The sequence below is a fragment of the Ramlibacter ginsenosidimutans genome (genome assembly GCF_016654015.1).
GTDB classification, from domain to species: Bacteria; Pseudomonadota; Gammaproteobacteria; order Burkholderiales; family Burkholderiaceae_C; genus Ramlibacter; species Ramlibacter ginsenosidimutans.
Genome location: NZ_JAEPWM010000001.1, coordinates 674264 through 699853, shown reverse-complemented (window position 1 = coordinate 699853; position 25590 = coordinate 674264). Strand labels below are relative to the sequence as shown.

Below are 25590 nucleotides of genomic sequence, written 5' to 3'. Positions count from 1 at the left end.
AACCGGTACACGCAGGAAGGATGTTCAAGTGGCCAGGCTCCTGTTGATCGCATCCTGGCTGCTCTGCTCGGCGACCCTCGCGCAAGCGGGCGCGCACGCGCATCACCACGGACACCAGCGTGCCTCGGTGGCCGACTGGCAGTTCATGCGCCGCGCCGCCGCCGCTGACCAGGCCGTGATCGCCGTGGGAGCGCTCGCCCAGAAGCATGCCGCGCAGGCCGACGTGCGCGAGCTGGCGACCACGCTGGTGCTGCAGGACAAGCTGGTCGAGCGCCGGCTGTCGCTGCTCTCGCTCTACACGCAAGTGCCGCTGCCCCGCGAGCCGGACGAGGAGGATGCCAAGGCGATCGCCGCGCTGCGTCCGCTGGCCGGCGAGGCCTTCGACCGGCGCTGGCTGCAGGAGGAGGCCGTGCTGCAGGGAAGGCTGGTCGACCTGCTCCGGAAGGAGGCCGCATCCGGCGCGGCCGATCCGGCCCTGCGTTCGTTCGCCCGCGAGTTCCTGCCGAAGCTGCAGGCCGAGCTGCATGCCGCCGCGCAATTGCAGGGCGGCCTCCCGGCCGCCGCCCTCTAGCGCGTCGCGCGTCGCTGCACGCACTCCACGTAGGCGTCGCCATCGGGCGGGCGTCCCGCACGCTGGCTTTCCCACAGCATCTGGCCCAGGCACTCCATGGCCTCGTGGTGGGCCTCATGCAGCGAATTGCGCCGCACGGCGAGCAGTTCGACGGCCTGGCGGATGCCGCGCGGCTGGTCGATCGAGCATTGCTCGCTGATCGACAGGTGCATGGACAGGTGCAGGAAGGGATTGGTCGCGCCAGCCGAGCCGTCGTACACGCGCGCCACGGCAGCTTCGGCATCCGCCAGGTCCGCGTCGTACTCCGGGTGCTCCTTCAGCCATTCATGCGCGAGCGTCTCCAGCGTGTCGAGCACCTGCCCCTGGCGCGCCTTCTCGTGCACGCCGCAGAAGAAGCGGCGCACGTCTTCCTGGGAGGGATTGAACATGCGGCCAGCGTAGCACGCGGACCGCTGCGGCGGCGGTCGCTCGGCTGCAAGCGGATGGACGCGCCCGGCTCGTCGGCGAGTCCCCTCGAATGCTCCGCCATGTCGCGGCGCGATGCAGGCTTTCTTCGCATGGCGCGTCGCAGTGCCAGAATGCCGGGAATCGAAAAAGCAGGGCCCACACCGTGAACCAACTCGACGCGTCCGCCAAGGGCGTCTACCTCATCACCGTCACCCCGTTCACCGACACCGGCGCGCTGGACCTCGCCAGCACCGACCGCATGGTGGACTTCCTGCTCGAGAAGGGCGTCACCGGCCTCACTGTGCTGGGCATCATGGGCGAAGCCACCAAGCTCACGATGGCGGAGTCGCGCAGCTACGTGCAGCGCGTGCTGGCGCGCGTGCAGGGACGCGTGCCCGTGGTGGTGGGCGCGTCGGCCGCGGGCTTCGCGCCGATGAAGGAGCTCACCGACTCGGTGATGGACCTCGGCGCCTCCGGCGTCATGGTGGCTCCGCCGCCCACGCTGCGCACCGACGACCAGATCGTCTCGTACTTCCAGATGGTGGACGAGACCCTGGGCGCGCAGGTCCCGTGGGTGCTGCAGGACCATCCCGTCTCCACCGGCGTGCAGATGACCGCCTCCGTCATCCTGCGCATCCTGAAGAACTCGCCGACCTGCGTGATGCTGAAGCACGAGGACTGGCCGGGTCTCGCCAAGCTGAGCGCCTACCGCGCGGCGAGCGACAAGGGCGAGGTCAAGCGTTTCTCGATCCTGTGCGGCAATGGCGGCGGCCTGTTCCTGCCGGAGGAGCTCACGCGCGGGGCCGACGGCGCGATGACGGGCTTCGCCTATCCCGAGATGATGGTGGACGTGGTGTCTGCGCATGCGCGGGGCGAGCGTGCGCGCGCGCACGACCTGTTCGACGCCTACCTGCCGCTCGCCAGGTACGAACAGCAGGCCGGCGTGGGCCTCGCCGTGCGCAAGTTCCTGTTCAAGCAGCGCGGCGTGATCGCCTCCGACTTCGTGCGCAAGCCGGGGCCGAAGCTGTCGGCGCAGGATGTTGCCGATATTCGCTTCCTCGTTCAGCGGCAGGAAGGCCGGCTGCGCGAGCTGGCGTGATGGGGGCGGTGCCCGCGCTGCGCGACCGGCGCCACCTCGCTGCCTTCGTCATCGGCTGCGTCGCCGTCACGGCGGGCGTGCTGCTGCACCTGCCCATGTACTGGATGGGCCGCTTCGACGGCTTCCGCCTCGCGGACATGCCCATGGACGCCGGCATGCTGTGGGGCATGGCGGCCATCCTCGGCGGCTCGGTGCTTGCCGCCTGGGGCCTGCTGCCCGCCGGCCACCTGCGGGGGCCGCGCGTGGACGTCGCGCCGCCGGAGGACGCGCCCCTCGGCCGCGCGCACTGGCGCCTGATGGGCGTCCTCACGGCCGCCCTCGTCATCGACGTGATGAAGCCGGCGAGCCTCGGCTTCGTGCTGCCGGGCCTGCGGCGCGAATATGAACTTGACGCGCTGACCGTCGCCTGGCTGCCGTTCGCTGCGCTGTGCGGCACGGTGCTCGGGTCCATCGCCTGGGGCGTGCTCGCCGACGTGTTCGGCCGGCGCGCCTCGATCCTGCTGTCCTCGGTGTTCTTCGTCGGCACGTCCATCTGCGGGGCGATGCCCTCGCTCGCGTGGAACATCGGCATGTGCTTCCTCATGGGTGCGGCCGCCGGCGGCATGCTGCCCGTCACCTACGCGCTGCTGGCGGAGACCATGCCCTCCAGGCAGCGCGGCTGGGTGCTGGTCCTCGTGGGCGGCCTCGGCGCCAGCGGCGGCTACCTGGTGGCGAGCCTGGCCGCCGCATGGATCGAGCCTGTGTTCAGCTGGCGCGCGCTGTGGTTCCTGAACCTGCCGACCGGCCTCCTGCTGATCGCGCTGAGCGTCTTCATTCCCGAGTCGCCGCGCTTCCTGCTGCGCATCGGCCGGCGCGAGGAGGCTCGGGCCACGCTGGCGCGCTTCGGCAGCGTGCTGCGGGAAGAAGGTGAAGCGCGGCGGCCTGCCGCCGACCTCCCGGGTGTGGCGTTACCCCTGACCGGCGCGCTCAGCGTCGGCGGCCTCGCCTCCGGGCTGATCCAGTTCGGCGTGCTGCTCTGGCTGCCGGCGCACCTGGTGTCGCAGGGACACAGCCTGGGCTGGGCCAGCACGCTGCTCGCCGCTTCGGCCTTCCTCACCGTGCCCACGGTGCTGCTGGCCGCTTGGCTGTATGGGCACTGGACCAGCAAGGGCGCACTGCTGGGCGCGCTCGCGCTCGCCGCGGCCGGCCTCGCGGGCCTGCTGATGGTGGAGCGCAGCGGAGCCGGCGCGCCGGCGTGGCTCGCGAGCACCACGCTGCTGGTGATCGGCAGCAACGCGCTCCTCGCGATGCTGCTGCCGTATGCCGCCGAGAGCTATCCGGCCGCGACCCGGGCGCGCGCGGTCGGCTGGATCGCCGCGTGTTCGAAGCTGGGCGGACCGCTGGCGCAGGGGCTGACGCTGCTCGGCCTGGTGCCGGCGCTCGGCGCGGCCGCGGTGGTGACGGCGGGAACGACGGTGGTGGCCCTCGGCCTGATCGGCCGCTTCGGCGTGGAGACACGCCAGCGCGAACTGCACTGAAGCGTCAGGCGGCTGCGAGCCGCCGTGAGACTTCCTGCGCGGCGGCGCGCAAGGCCGGGAGCATCGTTTCCTGCATCTGCCGCGGCGGTGTGCGGTTCACCTGCCCGCTGATGTTCAGCGCCGCGATCGTGCGGCCGGCGCGGTTCACCACGGGCGCGGCGATGGACAGCAGCCCTTCCTCGAGTTCCTGGTTGATCATGCACCAGCCCTGGCGGCGGGCCTGCTGCACCTTGGCGAGGATCGCGTCGACGTCGGTGAGCGTGTGGCGCGTGCGCTCCTCGATGGCGCTGGCCCGCAGCAAGGCCATCACCTCCTCGTCGCTCAAGCCCGCCATCAGCATGCGGCCCAGCGACGTGCACCACGCCGGCAGCCGCGAGCCCACGCCCAGGCTGTTGCGCATGATCTTGCGCGTGGACACGCGCAGCACATAGACGATGTCCGTGCCTTCGAGCACGCCCGCGGAACAGGACTCCTTCACCTCCTCGACCAGCGCTTCCATGATCGGCTCGGCCACGTTCCACATCGGCATCGAGGAGAGATAGGCGAAGCCGAGGTCCAGGATGCGCGGCGTCAGCGCGAACAGCTTGCCGTCGCTCGCCACATAACCCAGGGTCTGCAGCGTGAGCAGGATGCGGCGCGCGCCCGCGCGGGTGAGGCCGGTGCGCGCCGCCACCTCCGAAAGGGTCTGGCGCGGCGCGGCGGCGCTGAACGAGCGGATGACTTCGAGCCCGCGCGCGAAGGACTGCACGTAGGCATCGCCGGGACGCAGGTCGGCGGCAGGGTCTTGTGTTCGCGGCGCAGGGCTCATGTAGAATTCATTATACGAACACTTGTTCGCAATTCGAACAACACAATCCGAACAATCAAGGCCGCCCCGCCTTCTGCAGCAAGGACCCACCATGATCAACAAGATCGCGGCCTCCATCGCCGATGCGCTGGCCGGCACGCGCGACGGCGCGACCGTCCTCATCGGCGGCTTCGGCACCTCGGGGATCCCGAACGAACTGATCGCGGGCCTGCTGGAGCAGGGCGCCAGGGATCTCACCGTCGTCAACAACAACGCAGGCAACGGCGACACCGGGCTCGCCGCCCTGCTCAAGGCGGGGCGCGTGCGCAAGATCATCTGCAGCTTCCCGCGCCAGGTGGACAGCCATGTGTTCGACGCGCTGTACCGCAGCGGCAAGCTGGAACTCGAGCTCGTGCCGCAGGGCAACCTGGCCGAACGCATGCGCGCCGCCGGTGCCGGCATCGGCGCGTTCTTCTGCCCGACTTCGTACGGCACGCCGCTGGCCGAAGGCAAGGAGATCCGCGTCATCGACGGCAAGCCCTACGTGCTGGAGTACCCGATCCGCGGCGACCTCGCGCTGATCAAGGCGGAGCGCGGCGACCGCTGGGGCAACCTCATCTTCCGCAAGGCGGCGCGCAACTTCGGCCCGGTGATGGCGATGGCGGCGCAGCGCACCGTCGCGACCGTCTACGACATCGCCGAGCTCGGCGAGCTGGACCCGGAGGCGGTCGTCACGCCGGGAATCTTCGTCAGCCAGGTCGTGATGATCCCGCGGGTGGCCACGCAGGCCGGCGGCTTCAAGAAAGCGGCGTGAGGAGCACGACATGGCCTTCACCCGACGCACCAAGGACCAACTGGCACAACGTGTCGCCCGCGACATGTTCGACGGCGCCATCGTCAACCTCGGCATCGGCATGCCGACCGCGGTGGCCAACCACCTGCCGCCCGGCATAGAGATCGTCCTGCACAGCGAGAACGGCATCCTCGGCATGGGGCCGGCGCCGGCGGCAGGCGACGAGGACTACGACCTGATCAACGCCGGCAAGCAGCCCGTGACGCTGCTGCCGGGCGGCGCCTACTTCCATCACGCCGACAGCTTCGCGATGATGCGCGGCGGCCATCTCGACATCTGCGTGCTGGGCGCGTTCCAGGTCTCCGCCACCGGCGACCTGGCCAACTGGCACACCGGCGAGAAGGACGCGATCCCCGCCGTGGGAGGCGCCATGGACCTCGCCATCGGGGCGAAGCAGACCTGGGTGATGATGGACCTGCTCACCAAGCAGGGGGCCAGCAAGCTGGTGGAGCGCTGCACCTATCCGCTCACAGGCGTGGGCTGCGTGAAGCGCGTCTACACTGATCTCGCCACCTTCGAATGCACGCCGCAAGGCCTGAAGCTCATCGACGCGGTCGAGGGCCTGTCGCACGCGGAACTGGAACGACTCGTCGGCCTGCCCCTGCGCGCGGCCTGAATGCGGAGAGAGAGAACACCATGACCAAGCAAGCCTTCATCTGCGACGCCGTTCGCACACCCTTCGGCCGCTACGGCGGCGCCCTGTCCTCCGTGCGCACCGACGACCTCGGCGTGGTCCCGATCCGGGCGCTCATGGAGCGCAATGCCAAGGTGGACTGGGCCAGCGTCACCGACGTGCTCTACGGCTGCGTCAACCAGGCCGGCGAAGACAACCGCAACGTCGCGCGCATGGTGTCGCTGCTGGCCGGACTGCCCATCGAGGTGCCTGGTGCGACCATCAACCGGCTGTGCGGCTCCGGACTGGATGCGGTGGGCACTGCGGCGCGCGCCATCAAGTCGGGCGAAGCGAGCCTGATGATCGCCGGCGGCGTCGAGAGCATGAGCCGTGCGCCCTTCGTGATGCCCAAGGCGGAGTCGGCGTTCTCGCGCAACAACGCCGTCTACGACACGACGATCGGCTGGCGCTTCATCAACAAGCTGATGAAGGAGAAGTACGGCGTCGACTCCATGCCCGAGACGGCGGAGAACGTCGCGACCGAGTACAAGATCGAGCGCGCGGCGCAGGACCGCATGGCGCTCGCTTCGCAGCTGAAGGCAGTGGCGGCGCAGAAGTCGGGGTTCTTCGCGGGCGAGATCGTGCCGGTCACGATTCCGCAGAAGAAGGGCGACGCGATCGTCGTGGACAAGGATGAACATCCGCGCGAGACCTCGCTGGAAGCGCTCGCGAAGCTCAAGGGCGTGGTGCGGCCGGACGGCACGGTCACGGCCGGCAATGCGAGCGGCGTGAACGACGGCGCCTGCGCGATGCTGATCGCCGACGAAGGCACGGCGGCGCGCAATGGCCTCACGCCGCGCGCACGCATCGTCGGCATGGCCACCGCGGGCGTCGCACCGCGCATCATGGGCATCGGCCCGGCGCCCGCAACGCAGAAGGTGCTGGCCCTGACCGGCATCAAGCTCGACCAGATTGACGTGATCGAACTCAACGAGGCGTTCGCGGCGCAAGGCCTCGCGGTGCTGCGCACCCTGGGCCTGCAGGACGACGACCCTCGGGTCAACCCGAACGGCGGCGCCATCGCCCTGGGCCACCCCCTCGGCGCCTCCGGCGCGCGCCTGGCCACGACGGCGGTCAACCAGCTGCACCGCAGCGGCGGCCGCTACGCGCTGTGCACCATGTGCATCGGCGTGGGCCAGGGCATCGCGGTGATCCTCGAGCGGGTCTGACGCTGCCGGGGGCCGCCCAAGTGGCCTAACGAGCAAGAGGAACGCAGAGTGCGCAAAGGTTACGCAGAGGACGCAGAGAAAACCCTGAGTGGGTGTCCTTTTGCGTCCTCTGCGTAACCTTTGCGTCCTCTGCGTTCACCTGCCCGCTCTGGCACCGCGCCCGCCTCTTTCGCCCCCCGGAAAACTGAATTCCGCCGGCCCGCTTGCCAGTGGCGCGCGCGCGCCAGACACTGCCGCCAGATCTTCGACAAGGATGGCGGGAATGGCAAAGCAAGTGGGTTGGATAGGCCTCGGGCGCATGGGCGAGGCCATGGTGAAGCGGCTGCTGAAGGCGGGCTACGGCGCCAGCGTGTGGAACCGCACGCGCAGCAAGGCCGAGCCGCTCGCCGAGTACGGCGCCGAGATCGTGCGCGACAAGACCGACCTCGCCGGCTGCGAGGTCGTGTTCACCATGGTCTCCACCACCGACGACCTCAAGGAGGTCCTGTTCGGCGCCGGCGGACTCGTCACCGGTGAGAAGAAGCCGCAGGTCGTCGTCGACAGCTCCTCGATCTCGCAGGAAGGCTCGGCGGAGATCCGCACGCAGCTCGAGGCCATGGGCGTCGCCTATCTCTGCGCGCCGGTGTCGGGCAATGCCAAGGTCGCCAAGGCCGGCAAGCTGCTGATCGTCGCCTCCGGGCCGAAGGCGCTGTACGAGAAGGCGCAGCCCTACCTCGCCGCGATGGGCCGCAAGGCGATGTGGGTGGGCGAGGGCGAGCTGGCGCGCGTGTGGAAGATCGCGCACAACACCATGTTCGGCGTGGTGATCCAGAACCTGTGCGAGATCACCGTGCTGGCCGAGAAGGCGGGCATCCCCCGCCACGTGTTCCTGGAGAGCATCAACGACTCGGTGCTCGGCTCGATGTACACCCGCTACAAGAGCCCGATGCTCACGAACCTCACGTTCGACCAGGTCACCTTCACGCCCAAGCTGCTGCTGAAGGACATGGACCTGGGCATGGGCGCCGCGAAGGCGTACGGCGTCGCCATGCCTGCCGCCGCGGCGACGCGCGAGTCGGTCGCGCGCCTCGTCGGGCGCGGCCACGATCACATCGACTTCGCCGTGCTGCTGCAGGAGACCGCGCGCGATGCGGGCCTGGAGCTGAAGCCAGAGAACGTGCAGGTGGACGACGGCCTCGCGTCCTGACGCTTTCCCTTTCGCATCTGTTCCCAATGGTTCCAAGGAGACAAGACATGAAGCGAATCCTCACCGTGCTCGCCGCCACCGTGCTCGCGGCCAGCGCCCTGGCGCAGAACGCGTGGCCGACCAAGCCGATCCGGATGATCGTGCCCTTCACCGCCGGCAGCGTCACCGACATCGTGGCGCGCACGGTCGGCGACGCGATGAGCCGCAGCCTGGGCCAGCCCATCGTCGTCGAGAACAAGCCGGGCGCGGGCGGCACCATCGGTGCGGCGCAGGTCGCGAAGGCCGAGCCTGACGGCTACACCGTCCTGATCCACTCTTCGGGCCACGTGCTCAATCCGGCAATCTATTCGAACCTGAGCTACGACACCGTGCGCGACCTGAGCGGCGTGACGCCGCTCGCGTCCGTGCCCAACGTGCTGGTCGTGTCGCCCACGCGCGGCTGGCACACCGTCGCGGATCTCGTCGCCGCCGCCAAGGCGAAGCCGGGTTCGCTGAACTACGCGTCGGCGGGCACCGGCAGCGCCACGCACATGAACGCGGAGAAGTTCAAGCTGGGCGCCGGCATCGACGCCCAGCACGTGCCGTTCAAGGGCACGCCCGAAGCGCTGACCGACGTGATCGGCGGGCGCGACGACTTCTTCTTCGCCCCCATGGCTTCGGCGCTGCCGATGGTGAAGGACGGCAAGCTGGTGGCGCTGGCCGTGAGCACGGCACAGCGCTCGCCGGCGCTCCCCGACGTGCCAACGACGTTGGAAGCCGGCGTGCCCAACTCCGACTACACGCTGTGGGTGGGCATGATCGTTCCCTCCGCGACGCCGCCGGCCATCGTGAAACGCCTGCACGACGAGGCCGTGAAGGCGGTGAACTCGCCCGAGGTGAAGACGCGCCTGGCCAGCCTGGGAGCCGACCCCTTCACCATGGAGCCGGCTGCCTTCAACGCCTACATCAAGACCGAGATGGACGCGGCCGCGATCATCGCGAAGAACGCGAAGCTGAAGGTGCAGTGACATGCGCGTGCACGTCGCCGGCGCCGGCAAGATGGGCCTGCCGATGGCCCGCCACCTGCGCGCGGGCGGCCATGCACTGAGCGTGTCGGATCCGGACCCCGCCCGCCTGCAGCTCGCGCGCGCGGCGCAACTCGAAGTGGTGGACGCCGACGCGGGGCTCGCGGCGGCCCAGGTGATCCTCTCCTCGCTGCCGCACGACGATGCCTTGCTTGCCGTTGCGGCGCAGGTCGCGGACGTGGCCCAGCGCGGCGCGGCGTGGGTCGACACCAGCACGGTGTCGCTGCACGCCTCGGCGCAGGCGGCGCAGCTCTGTACGGCGGCGGGTGTGCGCTACCTGCGCGCGACCGTCTCGGGCAACAACCACATGGCCGAAGCGGCACAGCTCACCCTCATGGCCTCGGGGCCGCTCGCCACCTACGAGGAACTGCTGCCGCTGCTGCGCCTGCTGGGCCCGCAGCAGTTCTGGCTGGGGGAAGGCGAGCAGGCGCGCCTCATGAAGCTGGTCGTGAACCTGATGATCGTGCAGACCAGCGCGATGCTCGCCGAAGCCCTGGCACTGGGGCGCAAGGGCGGCCTGGCCTGGCAGGACATGTTCCGCGTGCTGGGCGCCAGCGCGGTCGGCTCGCCTATCCTGAAGGCGAAGTCTGTGCAGCTCGCGCAGCACGACTTCACGCCGACCTTCACGGTGGAGCAGATGCTCAAGGACGTGGGCCTCATCCTGCAAGCCGCTGCCGACTCGCATGTGCCGCTGCCGCAGACGGCGGCGACCCAGCAGGCCTTGCAAGCGGCCGTCGCGCAGGGCTGGGGCGGCGAGGACTACGCGGCGATCATCAAGGCCGCAGCTCGGGCGGCAGGACTGGAGAGCTGAGATGCGAAGCTTCGTCTACAACGGACAGCCGGCGCGCGTGGTGTTCGGTCCCGGCGCGCTCGACCGGCTCGGCGCGGAAATCGACGCGCTCGGCGCGAAGCGTGCCCTCGTGCTCTCGACGCCGGAGCAGCGCGCCAGCGCGGAACACGTCGCAGGCCTGCTGGGCGACAAGGCCGCGGGCATCTTCGATCGCGCGGTCATGCATGTGCCGATCGAGACCGCACGCGAGGCGCGCGAAGTCGCGCGGCGACTCGGCGCGGATTGCGCGGTCGCGGTGGGCGGCGGCTCCACCACCGGGCTCGGCAAGGCGATCGCACTGGACTCGGGCCTGCCCATCCTCGCCATTCCGACCACCTACGCCGGCAGCGAGATGACCCCGATCTACGGCATCACCGAGGCCGGCCTCAAGAAGACCGGCCGCGACGCGCGCGTGCTGCCGCGCGCCGTGATCTACGACCCCGAGCTGACGCTCACGCTGCCCGTCGGCCTGAGCGTCACCAGCGGCATCAATGCCATCGCGCACGCGGCCGAAGGCCTCTACGCGGTCGATGGCAACCCGGTGATGGACCTGATGGCCGAAGAGGGCATCCGCGCCCTCGGGCGCGCGCTGCCTGGCATCCGCGCGAACGCCAGGGACCTGCAAGCGCGCAGCGACGCACTCTATGGCGCGTGGCTGTGCGGCACCGTGCTGGGCAACGTGGGCATGGCCCTGCACCACAAGCTGTGCCACACGCTCGGGGGCAGCTTCAACCTGCCGCATGCCGAGACGCACACGATCGTGCTGCCGCATGCGCTGGCCTACAACGCGCAGGCCGCGACCGATGCGATGCGCCGCATCGCCCGGGCGCTGGACGCGCGCAGCGCGCCGCAGGCCGTGTACGACCTGGCGCGGGACAACGGCGCGCCCGTCGCCTTGCGCGATATCGGCATGCACGCCGCCGACCTGGACCGCGCCTGCGACATCGCGCTGCAGAACCAGTACCCGAACCCGCGGCCGCTGGAGCGTGCCGCGATCCGCCAGCTGCTGCAGGACGCGTACGAGGGGCGGCGGCCGGCGGAATGGGGTTTCCCTGTGTCGGCGCGGACAGCGCGCCCGTACGCTGCGGCCATGGACTCCGGCACCCTCCGCTTCGACGGCATCGACTATCCCGACGGCCGCTCCTCCGACCCCCGGCGCCACGGCTGGATGGAAGGAGCGCCGCCGCCGAGCGAACGCCAGGTGCGCTTCGCCGACGAAAGCTTCCTCGCGTTTCCGCAGATGCGCTGGAGCCTATCGCACATGCGCGAGCTGGTTCCGACGGTGAACGTGTGGCGGGGACCGGGTCCCGCCAGCGACCTGGGCACGCCGACGGGCGCGCACGACGCCGCCATCGACGGCCTGGCGTTCACCGACCTGCAGGGGCGCGAGCGGCGCTGGGACGAGTCGCTGCACGACACGTACACGGACGGCATCGTGGTGCTGCACCGGGGCCGGCGCGTGTACGAACGCTATTTCGGCGCGCTGCAGCCGCACCTGCCGCACGCCTGCTTCTCCATCACCAAGTCGTACGCGGCCACGCTGTGCGCGACGCTCGTGCACGAAGGCGTGCTCGACGAGAGCCAGCGCGTGCCGCACTGGCTGCCGGAGATGAAGGGCACGGCCTACGAGGACGCGACCTTGCGCCAGTTGCTCGACATGCAGATCGGCGTCGCGTATTCCGAGCTCTATGCGGATCCCCAGGCGCAGATCTGGGACTATGCGCGCGCCGGCGGCGTGCGGCCGCGGCCCGCGGGCTACAGCGGGGCGGGGAATTTCTACGAGTACCTGCAGACACTGCAGCCCGAAGGCCGGCATGGCGAAGCGTTCGCGTACAAGACCGTGAACACCGAGCTGATGGCGTGGATCATGAAGCGGGTGACCGGTGTGTCCCTGGCGCAGATGCTCAGCGAGCGGCTTTGGTCGCCGCTCGGGTGCGAGGAGGACGGCTATCTCTCGGTGGACCCGATCTGCGTGCCCATGGGAGGCGGAGGCCTGAGCGCCAGCCTGCGCGACCTCGCGCGCTTCGGTGAATTGATGCTGCGTGGCGGCGCGTGGCAGCGCCGCCAGCTCCTGCCGGAAGCCGTCGTCGCCGACATCCGGCGCGGCAGCGATCCCGCGAAGTTCGCGCAGGCCGGCTACACGCTGCTGGCGGGCTACTCGTATCGCAGCATGTGGTGGGTGTCGCACAACGCGCTCGATGCCTTCGAGGCGCGCGGCATCCACGGGCAACGCCTCTATGTCGCTCCGAAGGCGGACCTGGTCGTCGCGCGCTTCGCGTCGCACCCCGTCGCGGCCAGCGCGGCCAACGACCCGATCACCTTGCCGGCCTTCCTCGCGCTCGCCCGTCTGCTGCACCACGGTTGAGCCGACCTCGCCGGCGGCGCGGCTCAACGCAAGACTGCGTGGCCGCTCGCCTGGCGCAGCACGTCGCCGGCCGCGGCCGCATCGTCACCGCGCCAGGCAACGACCTGGTCGGGACGGACCAGCGCGAGCGGCGCTTCGTAGAGCGCGCGCAATGAGGCCGACGGATGCCGCACGACGCGCAGGTCCAGCCCCAGCGCCCTTGCTGCATCCGTGAAGGGCTGCGCATCCACGGCGGCGGGACCCAGCGCGAGCAGGGTCCATTCGTCGTGGAAGCTGTCGAACAGCGAGCGGCCATCCTCCAGCCAGGCATGGGGCGGCCGCCCGCCCGGGCACGCCGTGGGCACGTAGTCGTTCGGCGTGTCGGGCGGCGGCCGCGTGCCATCGTCAACGACCAGGGGCGAGCCGTCATAGCGGCCGCCGAAGGTCACGCCGGGAATGTTGAACTCCAGCCGCACATGCTGCTGCAGGTGCGCCGACGCGGCGGCGCGCGCCGCGATGCCGTCCGGGCTCTCCTCTTCCAGCACCGGCAGCGCCGGGTACAAGCCCACCGAATCCGCGAAGCGCCGCGCATAAGCGGTGTTGCGCAAGGCCAGGGGCTTGCGTTCCAGCTCGTAGCTGTCGAGGAGGCTCATCGGGCTGGTGCCGCGCAGGACCTGCCCAAGCTTCCACGCCAGGTTCACCGCATCCTCGACAGCCGTGTTGTAGCCGAGGCCGCCGGTGGGCGTGAACAGGTGCGCTGCGTCGCCGGCGAGGAACACGCGGCCGCGCTGGAACGCGCCGGCGACGAGCGAGTGCCCGGCCGTCCACGTGCCACAGGACAGGATCTCGATCGGGATCTCGCGGCCGAGCGCCTGCGCGAACACCCGGCGCGCATCGGCCTCGGTCCACGCTTGCGCGTTCTCGCCCTCGTGCAGGGCGGCGTGGAAGGCGAACTCCGAGCGGCCGTCCACCGACGCCATGAAGGCGCGGCGCTGCGCGTTCACCGAGACGTACATCCAGGCGCGCGCATGCGGCAGCACGTCGTAGAAGGCCGGTGCGCGCAGGTACACGGCAAACATGAGGCCGCCCATGAAGTCGCGCCGCACCCCGGTCGCGCCGCTCCACGCGAGCCCCAGGCGGCTGCGCACGAGGCTGCGCGGCCCGTCCGCGCCGACCAGGAAGCGCGCCCTGACGCGCTGCGGCGCGCCGCCGTCGATGGCACGGATGCGCGCCTCGACGTGCCCGCCAGCGTCTTCGAAGTCCAGCAGTTCGCAGCCGTAGCGGATGTCGTTCGTGGCATGCGTCTCGGCATGGCGGCGCAGCACCTGCTCCACGAACTTCTGCGAGACGCGGTGCGGCAGTTCGGCCGCGCTCCAGGAGCCGCCCAGCTTCTTCACGTCGCGCACGGCCTGCGCCGCCGTCGGCAGAGACAGCCGCGCGAGTTCATGGCCCGTGTAGCGGGTGAAGTAGGCGATGTCGGTGGGATGGTCCGGCGGCAGCCCGAGCGCACGCACTTCGTCGGCGAAGCCCAGGCGCCGGAAGTGCTCCATCGTGCGCGCCTGCGTCGCATTGGCCTGCGGGTTGAAGGCCGTGGAGGGCTTCGCATCGACCAGCAGCGTGCGGATGCCGCGCCGCCCCAGCTCGTTGGCGAGCATCAGGCCGCACGGGCCGCCGCCGGCGACCAGGACGTCCGTGTTCAGAACCCGAAGCGTGTCGTCCACTTGCGTTCGTACTCCATGCGGTCGAAGTGTTCGGCCATGAAATCGATGAAGGTCCGCACCTTGGCGGTGAGGTGCTTGCGGCTGGGGTAGGCGAGGTTGACGGTCAGGCGCGGCAGGTCCCACGCATCCAGCACCGGCACCAGCCGGCCGGCCACGATGTCGTCGTAGAGGATGTAGGTGGGCTGCACGAGGATGCCCAGGCCTTCCAGCGCAGCGGCGCGCAGCACCTGGCCATCGTTGGACTCCAGCACGCCCTTGATCGAGACGGTGCTGGTCTCGCCGTCGCGCGTGAAGCGCAGCTCGTGCGGATTGTTGGCGTACGTGTAGACCAGCAGCGCGTGCTTCGCGAGCTCCTTCAGGTCGCGCGGCGTTCCGGCGCGCGAGAGGTAGCCGGGCGACGCGGCCAGGATGCGGCGCGTTTCGGCGAGGCGCCGGATCGTGATGTTGGAATCGGGCTCGAACTCGCGCGTGCGGATCGCCACGTCGATGTTGTTGTCGATCAGGTCGAGGTAGCGGTTGGCAGCCTCCACCTGCACGGTCACGTTGGGATAGCGGCGGGTGTACTCCGGCAGCAGCGGCGCGATGTGCTGCATGGAAAACGACAGCGAGGCGGTGACGCGCAGCGTTCCCGTCGGATTCACCGTGGACGCATTGACGGCGGACTCCGCTTCCTGCAGCTCGGCGAGGATGGACTTGCTGCGTCGCAGGAACTCCTGCCCCGGCTCGGTGAGGTACAGGCGCCGCGTGTTGCGCTCCACCAGGCGGGCTCCCAGGCGCTCCTCCAGCGCGGACAGGTGCCGGCTGGCCGCCGCGTTGGACAGGCCCAGCTCCTCGGCCGCGCGGCTGAGGCTGCCGGTCTCGGCCACCTGCACGAACAAGGCCATCTCCGTCCAGCGGTCCAAGGCGTCGCCTCCTGTTTCTTGCGCGCCGCGGAAAACTCATTTGCCGCGCGGCGCTTTCGCAAATTATGGCCGGGCCCTAGAGTCGCGCCAGGAGACTCCCATGCGCAACCTCACCCAGGACAACATCACCCAGGCCGTCATCGCGCGATTCGCCGACACGCCGGACCCGCGCCTGAAGGAGATCATGACCAGCCTGGTGCAGCACCTGCACGCCTTCGCGCGCGAGGTGAAGCTCACCGAGGCGGAATGGTTCCGCGGCATCGATTTCCTCACGCGAGTGGGCCACATCACGGACGACCAGCGCCAGGAGTTCATCCTGCTGTCCGATACGCTGGGCCTGTCGATGCTCACCGTGGCGATGAACAACGACAAGCCCGCCGGCTGCACCGAAGCCACCGTGTTCGGTCCCTTCTTCGTGGAAGACGCGCCCAGCTTCGACCTCGGCGAGGACGTCGCCAACGGCGCGCCTGGCGTTCCCTGCCTGGTGCGCGGAACGGTGCGCGGGCTGGACGGCGAGCCGGTTCCCGGCGCCGAGATCCAGGTGTGGCAGGCGGACGCCGAAGGCAAGTACGACGTGCAGCGCGAGGGGCTGGATGCGCACCAGGCGCGCGGCGTGCTGCACGCCAACGGCAAGGGGCAGTACCACTTCCGCTCCATCCTCGCGGAGGCCTACCCGATCCCGGATGACGGCCCGGTCGGCGAGATGCTGCGCGCGACCAAACGCCATCCCTGGCGGCCGGCGCACCTGCATTTCATGATCACGGCGCCGGGCTACGAGCGGCTGATCACCCACGTGTTCCGCAATGGCGACCCGTACCTGGACTCCGATGCCGTGTTCGGCGTGCGCCAGTCGCTGATCGCCGACTGGGTGAAGCAGCCGGACGGCAGCTACCTCGTCGAGTACGACTTCGTGCTGCCGCGCAAGATGGAGGCCGCGGCTTGATCCGCCACGTCGTCATGTGGAACGTGCGCGGGGCGACCCGCGACGAGAAGCTGGCCAACATCGAGCAGCTCAAGGCGAGTTTCCTCGGCCTGCGCGGTCGCATTCCCGGCCTGCTGCACCTGGAGATCGGGGTGGACAGCAGCGGCGTGGACTATGCGTGCGACGTGGTGCTGGTCAGCGACTTCAGTTCCCAGGCGGCGCTCGATGCCTACGCCACCCATCCCGAGCACCTGCGCGTGAAGCAGGAACTCGGCGCCATGCGCACGCATCGCCACCAGGTGGACTACACCGTCAGCGAATGAAGCGGTGCCGGGTGCGCAGTGCGCCTGGCCCGATCCTGGAGATTCCATGCCCAACACCCTCCTGCGCGGCGCGACCATCGTCACGATGGACCAGCAAGGCGAGCTGCCGCAAGGCGACCTGCTGGTCCAGGGCGAGCGCATCGCTGCGATCGCGCCCCGCATCGAAGCCGGCGACGCCGATGTGGTCGACGCCAGCGGCTGCATCGTCATCCCCGGCCTGGTCAATGCGCACATGCACACCTGGCAGACGGCGCTGCGCGGCGTGGCCGCGAACTGGACGCTGCTGGAGTACTTCCAGAAGATGCATGCGGGGCTTGCCACGGCCTTCCAGCCGGACGACCTGTTCATCGCCACGCGCATGGGCGCGTTGAACCAGCTCAATTGCGGCACGACCACGCTGGCCGACTGGTGCCACAACAATCCCACGCCTGCGCACAACGACGCGGCGATCGAGGGCCTGCTGTCCACCGGCATTCGCGCGGCCTTCTTCCACGGCACGCCCAAGCCCGATCCCAAGCCGGGGCAGGTTCCGTTCTGGGAGGTGCCGCATCCGCGCGCGGAGATCGAGCGCCTGCTGAAGGCGCATCAGGGGCAGTCGCTGCTGTCGATCCAGGCCGCGGTGCTCGGGCCGCACTACGCCACGCTGGAGGTCGCGATGCAGGACTTCCGGATGGCGCGCGAGCTGGGACTGATCGCCTCGCTGCACCAGGGCGGCGGCGTGGCCCGCACGCCGGACGGCTGGGAGCGGCTGGAGGCCGCGGGCCTGCTCGGACCCAACATCAACATCGTGCATGGCCACGCGCTTTCGGACGGGCAGCTGCAACGCTTCTGCGAACTCGGCATGAGTTTTTCCGCGGCAGCGGAGAGCGAGATGTCGCAAGGCCACGGCCATCCGATCACCGGCCGGCTGCGGCGCTTCGGCCGTGCGCCTTCGCTCGGCGTCGACCTCGAGAGCGTCCTCTCGGGCGACATGCTCACGCAGGCGCGGGTCGCGCTCGGCATGCAGCGCAGCCTGGACAACGTCGCTTACCGCGAGACGCACGGCACGATCCCGCCGACCTCCACGATCACCGCGCGCGAAGCGCTGTCCTGGGTGACGGTGGAGGGCGCGCGCATGCTGCAGCAGCTCGATCGCATCGGCACGCTGGCGCCGGGCAAGCAGGCCGACCTGGTCGTCATCCGCGCCAGCGACCTCAACATGCAGCCGGTGCACGACGCGGTGAGCAGCGTCGTGTTCCAGACCTCGCTGGCCAACATCGACAGCGTCATGGTGGCCGGTCGCTGGCGCAAGCGCGCGGGCCGGCTGCTGGCCGGCGACCTGTCGGCGGACTTGGCCCGGCTGTGCGCTTCGGGCGAGAAGATCACGCGCGCCATGGGCCTGGTCCACTGAGCGCCGCATGGACAACCTCCTCGACCTCCTTCAGTGGCCCGCCATGGTGGCCAGCGTGCTCGCCGCGTGGCTGGTCGCGTCCGCGCACGCCGACCGGCGCAAGATCGGCTTCTGGGTCTTCATGGCCAGCAACGCCCTGTGGGTGGCCTGGGGCTGGCACACGCAGGCCTATGCACTCATCACGCTGCAACTGATCCTCGCGGCCATGAACGTGCGCGGCCTGAAGAAATCCGCCAGCCTCGAAAAACAGGGCCGCGACACGGCCTGATGGGGCTGCGGCTCAAGCACGCGACGCGGGGCGGCCTGGCGGCCTCGGGCGGCCGACGCATGCGGGCGGATCCCTTGCCGCGACCGCGCAGGTGGCCGTGACCTACAGGTGAAACTCAGCCAGTGACCCAGCCCGACCGGGCGTAGGCAGGTGTCCTGCAAGAATTCCCGGCCGGTCCTACCCTGCGTGGCGCGCGAGCGGAGCAAAGTGCGTGCATGGACCTGCAGCACGACGAACCCGACGCGCCCGGCACGCGCACCATCAGCCTGGCCACGCCGTATGGCGAGGTGGTCGCGTCCGAGCGAGTGGCGCCGTCGGAGTTCCCCTCGGCCCTGCGCCGCTTCCGCAATCGCGCCCTCCAGCGCGCCAACGCGGTGGTGGTGCTGGACGGCGTGGTGCACACGCGCGGTGCCTTCCTGGAACTGGTGCGGCATTTCAACGACTGCGCCGCGCGCACCGCGGCTCACGGCTGAGGCTTGGCGCGTGTGGCCGCTCAGGCCCGCTGCAGCGTGTGCACAGTGACCTCGGGCGGGCAGAAGAAGCGCGCGTCCACGATCGAGCAACCGCAACCCACCGACGTGTAGCCGGCCATCGTGCCGAAGCGCCAGCTGCCGCGCGCGAGCCGGCGTGGCGCCCGGGCCTCCGTCAGCAGGGGAATGCCTCCCGGCAGGCAGATCTGGCCGCCGTGCGTGTGGCCGCACAGCATGCCCGCGAAACCGTGCGCCGCCGCCTCGCGATACGGCTGCGGCGTGTGCGACAGCAGCAGGGCGCAGCCATCGGGCGGCACGCCCGCCCGGGCGCGCGCGAGGTCGTGCGTGCGGAAGTAGTGCGCGTCGTCGATGCCGGCGATGTGCATGCTTTCTCCGCCGCGCTGCAGCGCCTCGGCCTCGTTCATCAGGACCCGTACGCCCAGCGCTTCGAGGCCGAGTCCCAGGGCGAGGTCGTCGTGGTTGCCCAGCACCGCGAAGGTGGTCGCGGGCAGCGCGGGCAGCAGGCGGGCGAGGGCGGCGATGGCCGGGGCCGAGGATCCGCGCGTGCCGAAGCGGAAGTCGCCCGTGAGCACGCAGGCGTCGCAGGAGACGCCCTGCACGCGTTCCACGAGGGCCTGCAGGTAGCGCTCGCCCGCGTCGATGTGCAGGTCGCTCAGGTGCAGCAGCGTGAATCCTTCGAAGGCAGCGGGTAGCCGCGGCAGCTTCAGCGCATGCTGGCGCAGCTCGATCGCATGCGCGTTGCGCCGGCCGACGCCGCGCAGCCCGCACAGCGTGAGGACCAGGTGGATGGCGCGGCCGGAGCCGCGCAGGTGGTGCGCGGCCAGCACCTCGCCCACCGGAAGCGCGGGTGCGAGGTGGGCGTCGCGTTCGCGCGCGAGCCGCTGCCGCAGCAGCTGTTCGCCCATGCGCGCGGCGAGGGCGGCGAGTTCGGCTTCGCGAAAGGACATGGTGCGGACGGCCCGGCGCGGGCCGTTCAGGCGCCGGTCCCCGCCGCGCGGCGGATGATCTCGGCGAAGTGCTTCAGCACCGGCGAACGCGTCGCGCCCTTCGGCCACAGCAGGCCGGGCGTGCGGATCGGGGTCGGGTCTTCCAGCGGGATCACGCGCAGGTCCGCCGACGGCGCCACCGCCGTCTCGGTGATGATCCCGGCGAGATCGGTCTGCCGGATCAGCGCGATCATGGGCGCGACGGAATTCATCTGCGCCACCACGATGGGCTTCGCGCCGGCCTGGTGGAAGCAGTCGTCGAGCAGCTTGCGCGTGAGGAACTGCGGATGCAGCAGCGCCATGCGCACGCCGTGCAGTTCCACCATGCGCACGCGGCGGCGCTTCGCCAGCGGATGGTGGATGCCGACCACCAGGCGCAGCTCCTCGTTGTAGAGGGGCTCGAACCAGAGGTCGCCGCCGTCGCCGGGCGGGTACGACACCGCGATGTCCAGGTGGCCCGAGCGCAGCCGCTTGAGGATCTGCCCCGCCGCGAGTTCCTCCACGGTGACGGCCATGCCGGGATACTGGTTGAGTAGCGTCGCCACGCACTGCGGGACCATGCGCGTGTTGAAGCTGGGCGTGGTGCCCAGGCGGATGCTGCCCGTGATCGCCACGGCGGGCGTGCGCAAGGCCTGCAGGCCGAGGTCGATCTGCTCCAGCGCGGGCGTCATGTGGCTGCGCAGGATCTCGCCCGCCTCGGTCATCCGTACATGCTTGCCGCCGCGGTCGAACAGCGCCGCACCCAGTTCCTCTTCCAGCTGCTTGATCTGGTGCGACAGCGTGGACTGCGTGACGTGCAGTCGTTCGGCGGCCCGCGTGAAGTTCAGCGTTTCGGCGACGGCGTCGAAGTAGCGCAGGTGGCGCAGTTCCATAGGGTCCGCCCGGATTGCGATCGATGGCATCGATCATAACCGTGGAAATTCATCACTTTCCAACCCGGCCGGACGGCTCCTAGACTGCGCCCGTCACCAAGGAGCAAGCATGGCGCAACTGGAAGTCACCGATTTCGCGCAGGCCGTGATCGAACGCATGGGCGAGTGCAAGGACGCGCGCTTCAAGCAGGTCATGAGCGCACTCGTGAAGCACGCCCACGCCTTCATGCGCGAGGTGGACCTCACGCCCGAAGAGTGGATGGCCGGCATCCAGTTCCTCACCGAGACCGGGAAGAAGTGCGACGAGAAGCGCCAGGAGTTCATCCTGCTGTCGGACACGCTCGGCATCTCGATGCTGGTGGTCGCGCTGGACCAGGCTCGCGGCGCCCGGGCGCTGGCGGACCGGCCGGGCGAGAGACCGACCGAAGCGACCGTGCAAGGTCCGTTCTTCTGGCCCGGCGCGCCGAAGAAGGAGCTGGGCGCCGACATCGGCGAAGGCTTCGGCGAGCCCACGCTGTACCACGGGCGCGTGACGGACACCTTCGGAAAAGCGGTGGCCGACTGCGTGCTGGACGTATGGTCCGGCGACGAGGGCGGCCTGTACGACATGCAGAAGGGCCACGAGATGAGCCTGCGGGCGCAGTTCCGCACGGACAAGGAAGGCAATTACCGCTTCTGGTCCATCAAGCCGACCTACTACCCGGTGCCGGGCGACGGGCCCGTCGGCCGCATGCTGGACAAGATGGGGCGGCACCTGAACCGGCCCGGGCACATGCACATGATGCTGGAGGCGCCGGGCCACCAGAAGCTCGTGACGCACATCTTCGTCAAGGACAGCCCTTACCTCGACTCGGACGCAGTCTTCGGCGTGCGCAACAGCCTGGTGGTGGACTTTCCCAAGCACCCGCCCGGCAAGGCGCCGGACGGGCGCACGATGGACAAGCCTTTCTACACCGCGAAGTACGACTTCCGCCTGGTGCCGAAGGCGGGGTGAGCTTGGCAACGCGCTGGGGTTCGCTTTCGCTCACCGCCAGCGTACGCACTCCGCCAAGTCCGCTGACCCTCGTAGGCTGGCGGTGAGCGCAGCGAACCCCAGCATCCCCCAGCAACCGGGAGACTGAATTGAAGATCGGCAAGGCCACGCTGCCCCGCTCGGGCATCTGCACGTCCAACGAGGACACCATCGTCGTGCGGGGCAACGACCTCGCCCGCGACCTGATCGGGCAGGTCAATTTCGGCGACTACTTCTTCCTGCTGCTCACTGGCCAGCGGCCGGATGCGGCGGCCAGCGCGGTGCTCAACGCGACGCTGGTCGCGATCGCGGAGCACGGGCTCGTGCCCAGCGTGCAGGCCGCGCGCATGACGCTCGCCGCGGCCCCCGACGCGATGCAGGGCGCCGTCGCCGCGGGCATCCTGGGATCGGGCTCGGTGATCCTGGGCGCATCGGAAACCGCGGGCCGGCTGTACGTGGAGATCGACGAGGAAGCGCAGCGGCGCGACGGTGACATCGCCGCGGCCGCACGCGCCGTCGTCGCAGCGCGCCGCGAACGCAAGCAGGCCATCGCCGGCTACGGCCATCCCGAACACAAGCGGCGCGATCCGCGCGTCGACGCGCTCTTCGCCGTCTCCCGCAAGGCGGGCGGCGGCCAGCGCTTCGTCGAGATCGCCAAGGTGGTGGAGCAGGTCATCCCCGAGGTGGTCGGCAAGGACCTCAAGCTGAACGTGTCCGGCGCGATCCCCGCGGTGCTGCTGGGCGTGGGCTTCCCGGTCGCCGCGCTGAAAGGCGTGCCGATGCTCGCGCGCACCGCGAGCCTCATCGCGCACCTCACCGAGGAACTGAACGACCCGATCGGCTTCGCACTGTCCTACCAGGCCACGCGCGAGTTCGAGTACACGGGCGCCCAGCCGGAGCAAAAGGCGTGATCAAGGTCCTGGACGGCGTCCGCGTGCTGGAGCACGGCACCTTCATCACCGGCCCCGCCGCGTCCATGCTGCTGGCGGACCTGGGCGCCGACGTGGTGAAGGTGGAACTGCCGGGAACGGGAGATCCCTTTCGCGCGTTCAAGGGCGGCCTGTACTCGCCGCACTACCAGACCGTCAACCGCAACAAGCGCAGCGTCACGCTGAACACGAAGCAGCCGGCCGACCTGGCGAAGTTCGATGCGCTGGTGAAGGACGCCGACGTCTACATCCAGAACTTCCGTCCCGCGTTCGCGGAGCAGATCGGCGCCGGCTTCGACCGCCTGCACGCGCTGAACCCGCGCCTGATCTACTGCGCCATCAGCGGCTTCGGCGCCACCGGCCCGGCGGCGCAGCGGCCGGCCTACGACAGCGTGGCGCAGGCAGCGTCGGGCTTCCTGGGCCTGCTGGTGAACCCCGGCAACCCGCGCGTCACCGGTCCCGCGATCGCCGACCTCGTCACGGGCTTCTACGCCGCGTACGGCATCCTCGGTGCGCTCTACGAGCGCGAGAAGCGGGGCACGGCGCGCAAAGTGGAACTGTCGATGTTCGAGGCCATGACGCACTTCAACCTCGATGCGTTCCAGCACCTGTTCTCGGCGAATGAGGTGATGGGTCCGTTCAGCCGGCCGAGCGTCTCGCAGTCGTATGTGCTGGAGTGCCGGGACGGCCTGTGGATCGCGCTGCACATGTCCTCGCCCGAGAAGTTCTGGCAGGGCCTGGCCGACGCGATGGAGCGTCCCGACATCTTCCGGGACCCGCGCTTCGCCAGCCGGCAAGGCCGCATCGACCACCAGGAGGAGCTGATCGAGGTGCTGCGTCCCATCTTCCTCGGGCAGGAGCGTGCCGAATGGTGTCGCCGGCTGGAGGCCAGGGACGTGCCGCATTCCCCTATGTACACGACCGAGGAAGTTCCGGACGATCCCCAGGCGAAGCACCTGCAGCTGTTCGTCGAGACGGAGCACCCCGTGGTCGGCACCTTCCGCACCGTGCGCTCGCCGGTGTCCTTCGACGGCGAGCGGCCGCTGGAAGTGACGGCGCCGCCGCTGCTCGGCGAACACAACGAGGAACTGGCGCGCGGCTGGAAGCCGCGCGCCGCAGCCCCCGCGATCGCGTTGATGCAGTCCCACCTAGAACCAGGAGACCTGACATGACCTTCTCTCGCCGTCGCATCCTCGCCGCCGCCGGCGCCTCGCTGGCCGCCCCCGTGCTGGCGCAGGCGCCAGCTGGCCAGCCGATCCGCATCGGCAGCACGCTCGCGCTCACCGGCCCGCTGTCGGCCACGGCGCTCACGCACAAGCTGGTGGGCGAGATCTACGTCGAGCAGTTGAACCAGCGGGGTGGCCTGCTGGGGCGGCCCGTGCAGTGGATCGTCAAGGACGACCAGTCCAAGCCGGACGTCGCCCGCACGCTGTACGAGCAGCTGGTCACGAGCGACAAGGTCGACCTGCTGATGGGGCCGTATGCGACCGGCGCGATCCTCTCCGCGATGGGGGTCGCGCAGCGCTACAACAAGGTGCTGGTGCACCACACGTTCGGCATTCCCTCGCTGGCCAAGTACGACATGCAGTTCCCGGCCTGGGCGCTGGGGCCGACGCCCGAGAAGACCGTGCCCAACACCTTGTTCGACATGCTCGCCCAGTCGCGCAAGCCGCCCAAGACCATCGCCATCGTCACGAGCAAGTTCCCCTCGGTGCACTTCATGTCCGTGGGCGGCCGGGAGGTGGCGAAGCAGCGCGGCCTGAAGGAGGTGCTGTATCTCGAGTGGGAATTCGGCAACCGCGACTTCGGTCCCATTGCCGCCCGCGTGAAGGACGCCAATGCGGACCTGGTGTGGATCGGCGACATCGGCCTCGAAGGCAACCAGCTGCTCGACGCGATGAAGAAGATCGACTACACGCCGCCGCTGCACTTCCACATCTATCCGGCGCCGGGGCCGATGACCAAGAGCGCCGACGGCGACAAGGCGCTCGCCCTCACCATCTTCGAGGAGCATCCGCCCTTCACCAACTCCGGCGTCGCCGCCAACTTCGTGCGGGTCTTCAACGAGCGCGCCGCCGCGGCCAACCTGCCCGACACGCACGTGGAGGTGCAGGCCGCGGCCTCGTACACGGCCTGGCAGATCCTCGAGGCGGGCGTGCGCGCGACCAACAGCCTGGACGACCGGAAGATCGCCGACTGGCTGCGCAAGAACAAGGTCGACACGATCGAGGGGCGCCTGCGTTTCGACGGCCCGGGCAACTACGGCGACGACCTGATGAAGATCAAGCAGGTGCAGGGCGGCACCTGGAAGGTGGTGTGGCCCACGTCCTTCGCGGCGCCGGGGGCCACCCTGCAGATGCCCTGACGCCGCCGCGCGATGACCCTGCCCAGCTGGCACCTGCTGCTGCAATCCATCCTGTCCGGCATCTTCATTGGTGCGCTGTACGGGCTGATCGGCCTCGGGCTGGGCCTTACCTGGGGGCTGCTGCGGCAGATCAACCTGGCGCACTTCGGCCTGGTGTTCCTGGCCGGCTACCTCAGTTACCAGATGGCGGCCAGCTGGCACGTGGACCCGCTGCTGGCGCTCGTCATCGTGCCGCCGCTGTTTTTCGCGGTGGGCGTGGGAATGCAGTGGGTGCTCTCGCGCTTCGCCATCACGCCGTTCAATTCGCTGCTGGTCACCTTCGGCATCACCGTGGTCATCGAGAGTGCGATCCAGGGCATCTGGACCGCGGACTACCGGCGACTCGAATCGCACTACAACGACCTGAAGTTCACCGTGGGCCCGCTGTACGTGCCGATCCCGGAGCTGCTGACCTTCGTGCTCTCGCTGTCGATCGCGCTCGCGGTGTGGGCCGCGATGCGCTACACGGATCTCGGCAAGGCGATGCGTGCGATGGCGGAGGACGGGCCGATCGCATCGGCCTTCGGCATCGACGCGCAGCGCCTCGGGCTCGTGCTGGCGGGCGGCTGCGCGGCGCTCGCCGGCGTGGCCGGCGTGTGCCTGGCGCTCACCTTCACGCTGACACCGTCGCAGATCTTCGCCTGGGTCGGCGTGGTGTTCGCGGCGGTGATGCTGGGTGGCCTGGGCAGCCCGCTGGGTCCGCTCGCGGCGGGTGTGGTCATCGGCGTGAGCGAGGCCATCACGATGGCGGTGGCGTCGCCTTCGTGGGCGCCCATCGTGTCCTTCTCGCTGCTGATCCTGATGCTGCTGTTCCGGCCGGAAAGGGCCTGA

General features: G+C 69.8%; 26 protein-coding genes and 1 pseudogene. 21 read left to right on the top strand and 6 right to left on the bottom strand.

Annotated elements, in window-relative coordinates:
- Window positions 1-28: 28 nt before the first annotated feature.
- Window positions 29-571 carry a DUF4142 domain-containing protein gene (locus JJB11_RS03445; RefSeq protein WP_201166489.1) on the top strand — a complete coding sequence of 181 codons (543 nt, stop codon included), beginning with the start codon at window positions 29-31 and terminating at the stop codon, window positions 569-571.
- Here the strand turns inward: JJB11_RS03445 and JJB11_RS03440 are convergent.
- Entirely contained in the window at window positions 568-999 is a 432-nt protein-coding gene (locus JJB11_RS03440) for a DUF1841 family protein (RefSeq protein WP_201166488.1), read from the bottom strand. The genes JJB11_RS03445 and JJB11_RS03440 overlap by 4 nt on opposite strands.
- Window positions 1000-1181: 182 nt before the next feature.
- Between JJB11_RS03440 and JJB11_RS03435 the strand changes: the two genes are divergently transcribed.
- Complete coding sequence (locus JJB11_RS03435) at window positions 1182-2117, top strand: dihydrodipicolinate synthase family protein (RefSeq protein ID WP_201964579.1); 936 nt, start codon at window positions 1182-1184, stop codon at window positions 2115-2117.
- Window positions 2117-3634 (top strand): MFS transporter, encoded by a 1518-nt coding sequence (locus tag JJB11_RS03430; RefSeq protein ID WP_201166486.1) that lies wholly within the window; start codon window positions 2117-2119, stop codon window positions 3632-3634. The genes JJB11_RS03435 and JJB11_RS03430 overlap by 1 nt, the downstream gene beginning before the upstream one ends.
- A 4-nt stretch (window positions 3635-3638) precedes the next feature.
- Here the strand turns inward: JJB11_RS03430 and JJB11_RS03425 are convergent, their stop codons facing one another.
- Window positions 3639-4442, bottom strand: a complete 804-nt coding sequence (locus JJB11_RS03425) for an IclR family transcriptional regulator domain-containing protein (protein ID WP_201166485.1) — start codon at window positions 4440-4442, stop codon at window positions 3639-3641.
- Between the two features lie 91 nt (window positions 4443-4533).
- Here JJB11_RS03425 and JJB11_RS03420 point away from each other — a divergent pair, with 91 nt between their 5' ends.
- The 8 genes and pseudogenes from JJB11_RS03420 to JJB11_RS03385 all read left to right on the top strand — a co-directional run bounded on the left by JJB11_RS03420 (window position 4534) and on the right by JJB11_RS03385 (window position 12560).
- A complete protein-coding gene (locus tag JJB11_RS03420) occupies window positions 4534-5235 on the top strand; it encodes a 3-oxoacid CoA-transferase subunit A (RefSeq protein WP_201166484.1) in 702 nt (233 codons plus the stop codon).
- 10 nt (window positions 5236-5245) lie between these two features.
- The gene (locus JJB11_RS03415; RefSeq protein WP_201166483.1) at window positions 5246-5890 is read left to right on the top strand and encodes a 3-oxoacid CoA-transferase subunit B; all 645 of its coding nucleotides are present in this window, start codon (window positions 5246-5248) and stop codon (window positions 5888-5890) included.
- Window positions 5891-5910: 20 nt separating this feature from the next.
- Complete coding sequence (gene pcaF / locus JJB11_RS03410) at window positions 5911-7116, top strand: 3-oxoadipyl-CoA thiolase (protein ID WP_201166482.1); 1206 nt, start codon at window positions 5911-5913, stop codon at window positions 7114-7116.
- A gap of 262 nt (window positions 7117-7378) precedes the next feature.
- Entirely contained in the window at window positions 7379-8302 is a 924-nt protein-coding gene (locus JJB11_RS03405; RefSeq protein WP_201166481.1) for an NAD(P)-dependent oxidoreductase, read from the top strand.
- 47 nt (window positions 8303-8349) lie between these two features.
- Window positions 8350-9309, top strand: a complete 960-nt coding sequence (locus JJB11_RS03400; RefSeq protein ID WP_201166480.1) for a Bug family tripartite tricarboxylate transporter substrate binding protein — start codon at window positions 8350-8352, stop codon at window positions 9307-9309.
- Window position 9310: 1 nt separating this feature from the next.
- The gene (locus JJB11_RS03395; protein ID WP_201166479.1) at window positions 9311-10177 is read left to right on the top strand and encodes an NAD(P)-dependent oxidoreductase; all 867 of its coding nucleotides are present in this window, start codon (window positions 9311-9313) and stop codon (window positions 10175-10177) included.
- 1 nt (window position 10178) lies between these two features.
- Window positions 10179-11231: pseudogene (locus JJB11_RS03390) on the top strand (maleylacetate reductase); the annotation flags it as partial.
- Between the two features lie 54 nt (window positions 11232-11285).
- The gene (locus JJB11_RS03385) at window positions 11286-12560 is read left to right on the top strand and encodes a serine hydrolase (RefSeq protein WP_201167033.1); all 1275 of its coding nucleotides are present in this window, start codon (window positions 11286-11288) and stop codon (window positions 12558-12560) included.
- Window positions 12561-12583: 23 nt separating this feature from the next.
- On the opposite strand, the gene JJB11_RS03380 is transcribed toward JJB11_RS03385, so the two are convergent.
- Both JJB11_RS03380 and JJB11_RS03375 read right to left on the bottom strand, forming a co-directional pair.
- Entirely contained in the window at window positions 12584-14260 is a 1677-nt protein-coding gene (locus JJB11_RS03380; RefSeq protein ID WP_201166478.1) for an FAD-dependent monooxygenase, read from the bottom strand.
- Entirely contained in the window at window positions 14236-15162 is a 927-nt protein-coding gene (locus JJB11_RS03375; RefSeq protein WP_201166477.1) for a LysR family transcriptional regulator, read from the bottom strand. The genes JJB11_RS03380 and JJB11_RS03375 overlap by 25 nt, the downstream gene beginning before the upstream one ends.
- Before the next feature lie 100 nt (window positions 15163-15262).
- Between JJB11_RS03375 and JJB11_RS03370 the strand changes: the two genes are divergently transcribed.
- The 5 genes from JJB11_RS03370 (at window position 15263) to JJB11_RS03350 (ending at window position 18538) form a co-directional block, all read left to right on the top strand.
- Complete coding sequence (locus JJB11_RS03370; protein ID WP_201166476.1) at window positions 15263-16105, top strand: intradiol ring-cleavage dioxygenase; 843 nt, start codon at window positions 15263-15265, stop codon at window positions 16103-16105.
- Window positions 16102-16407 carry a Dabb family protein gene (locus JJB11_RS03365; protein WP_201964577.1) on the top strand — a complete coding sequence of 102 codons (306 nt, stop codon included), beginning with the start codon at window positions 16102-16104 and terminating at the stop codon, window positions 16405-16407. The genes JJB11_RS03370 and JJB11_RS03365 overlap by 4 nt, the downstream gene beginning before the upstream one ends.
- Window positions 16408-16453: 46 nt before the next feature.
- Window positions 16454-17797, top strand: coding sequence for an amidohydrolase family protein (locus JJB11_RS03360; RefSeq protein WP_201166475.1), 1344 nt, complete (start codon window positions 16454-16456; stop codon window positions 17795-17797).
- A gap of 7 nt (window positions 17798-17804) precedes the next feature.
- Complete coding sequence (locus JJB11_RS03355) at window positions 17805-18065, top strand: hypothetical protein (protein WP_201166474.1); 261 nt, start codon at window positions 17805-17807, stop codon at window positions 18063-18065.
- A 215-nt stretch (window positions 18066-18280) separates the two neighbouring features.
- Window positions 18281-18538 (top strand): hypothetical protein, encoded by a 258-nt coding sequence (locus JJB11_RS03350; protein ID WP_201166473.1) that lies wholly within the window; start codon window positions 18281-18283, stop codon window positions 18536-18538.
- Window positions 18539-18558: 20 nt separating this feature from the next.
- On the opposite strand, the gene JJB11_RS03345 is transcribed toward JJB11_RS03350, so the two are convergent.
- Together JJB11_RS03345 and JJB11_RS03340 are read right to left on the bottom strand one after the other, a co-directional pair.
- A complete protein-coding gene (locus JJB11_RS03345; RefSeq protein WP_201166472.1) occupies window positions 18559-19503 on the bottom strand; it encodes a metallophosphoesterase in 945 nt (314 codons plus the stop codon).
- Between the two features lie 26 nt (window positions 19504-19529).
- Entirely contained in the window at window positions 19530-20444 is a 915-nt protein-coding gene (locus JJB11_RS03340) for a LysR substrate-binding domain-containing protein (RefSeq protein ID WP_201964576.1), read from the bottom strand.
- Window positions 20445-20523: 79 nt separating this feature from the next.
- Between JJB11_RS03340 and JJB11_RS03335 the strand changes: the two genes are divergently transcribed.
- From JJB11_RS03335 to JJB11_RS03315, 5 genes are all read left to right on the top strand, one after another.
- Window positions 20524-21408, top strand: coding sequence for a dioxygenase family protein (locus JJB11_RS03335; protein ID WP_201166471.1), 885 nt, complete (start codon window positions 20524-20526; stop codon window positions 21406-21408).
- Window positions 21409-21536: 128 nt separating this feature from the next.
- On the top strand, window positions 21537-22337 hold the full coding sequence (locus tag JJB11_RS03330) for a citryl-CoA lyase (protein ID WP_201166470.1): 801 nt from the start codon (window positions 21537-21539) through the stop codon (window positions 22335-22337).
- On the top strand, window positions 22334-23527 hold the full coding sequence (locus tag JJB11_RS03325) for a CoA transferase (protein ID WP_201166469.1): 1194 nt from the start codon (window positions 22334-22336) through the stop codon (window positions 23525-23527). The genes JJB11_RS03330 and JJB11_RS03325 overlap by 4 nt, the downstream gene beginning before the upstream one ends.
- Window positions 23524-24720, top strand: coding sequence for an amino acid ABC transporter substrate-binding protein (locus JJB11_RS03320; protein WP_201166468.1), 1197 nt, complete (start codon window positions 23524-23526; stop codon window positions 24718-24720). Before JJB11_RS03325 ends, JJB11_RS03320 begins: the two co-directional genes overlap by 4 nt.
- A 12-nt stretch (window positions 24721-24732) precedes the next feature.
- Window positions 24733-25590 (top strand): branched-chain amino acid ABC transporter permease, encoded by an 858-nt coding sequence (locus JJB11_RS03315; RefSeq protein ID WP_201964575.1) that lies wholly within the window; start codon window positions 24733-24735, stop codon window positions 25588-25590.

Coding starts and splice junctions, on each gene's coding strand:
- JJB11_RS03360 (WP_201166475.1), top strand. CDS start 16,454: ATGCCCAACACCCTCCTGCGCGGCGCGACCATCGTCACGATGGACCAG.
- JJB11_RS03415 (WP_201166483.1), top strand. CDS start 5,246: ATGGCCTTCACCCGACGCACCAAGGACCAACTGGCACAACGTGTCGCC.
- pcaF (WP_201166482.1), top strand. CDS start 5,911: ATGACCAAGCAAGCCTTCATCTGCGACGCCGTTCGCACACCCTTCGGC.
- JJB11_RS03430 (WP_201166486.1), top strand. CDS start 2,117: ATGGGGGCGGTGCCCGCGCTGCGCGACCGGCGCCACCTCGCTGCCTTC.
- JJB11_RS03440 (WP_201166488.1), bottom strand. CDS start 999: ATGTTCAATCCCTCCCAGGAAGACGTGCGCCGCTTCTTCTGCGGCGTG.
- JJB11_RS03395 (WP_201166479.1), top strand. CDS start 9,311: ATGCGCGTGCACGTCGCCGGCGCCGGCAAGATGGGCCTGCCGATGGCC.
- JJB11_RS03385 (WP_201167033.1), top strand. CDS start 11,286: ATGGACTCCGGCACCCTCCGCTTCGACGGCATCGACTATCCCGACGGC.
- JJB11_RS03420 (WP_201166484.1), top strand. CDS start 4,534: ATGATCAACAAGATCGCGGCCTCCATCGCCGATGCGCTGGCCGGCACG.
- JJB11_RS03345 (WP_201166472.1), bottom strand. CDS start 19,503: ATGTCCTTTCGCGAAGCCGAACTCGCCGCCCTCGCCGCGCGCATGGGC.
- JJB11_RS03340 (WP_201964576.1), bottom strand. CDS start 20,444: ATGCCATCGATCGCAATCCGGGCGGACCCTATGGAACTGCGCCACCTG.
- JJB11_RS03370 (WP_201166476.1), top strand. CDS start 15,263: ATGCGCAACCTCACCCAGGACAACATCACCCAGGCCGTCATCGCGCGA.
- JJB11_RS03335 (WP_201166471.1), top strand. CDS start 20,524: ATGGCGCAACTGGAAGTCACCGATTTCGCGCAGGCCGTGATCGAACGC.
- JJB11_RS03320 (WP_201166468.1), top strand. CDS start 23,524: ATGACCTTCTCTCGCCGTCGCATCCTCGCCGCCGCCGGCGCCTCGCTG.
- JJB11_RS03405 (WP_201166481.1), top strand. CDS start 7,379: ATGGCAAAGCAAGTGGGTTGGATAGGCCTCGGGCGCATGGGCGAGGCC.
- JJB11_RS03355 (WP_201166474.1), top strand. CDS start 17,805: ATGGACAACCTCCTCGACCTCCTTCAGTGGCCCGCCATGGTGGCCAGC.
- JJB11_RS03400 (WP_201166480.1), top strand. CDS start 8,350: ATGAAGCGAATCCTCACCGTGCTCGCCGCCACCGTGCTCGCGGCCAGC.
- JJB11_RS03350 (WP_201166473.1), top strand. CDS start 18,281: ATGGACCTGCAGCACGACGAACCCGACGCGCCCGGCACGCGCACCATC.
- JJB11_RS03315 (WP_201964575.1), top strand. CDS start 24,733: ATGACCCTGCCCAGCTGGCACCTGCTGCTGCAATCCATCCTGTCCGGC.
- JJB11_RS03425 (WP_201166485.1), bottom strand. CDS start 4,442: ATGAGCCCTGCGCCGCGAACACAAGACCCTGCCGCCGACCTGCGTCCC.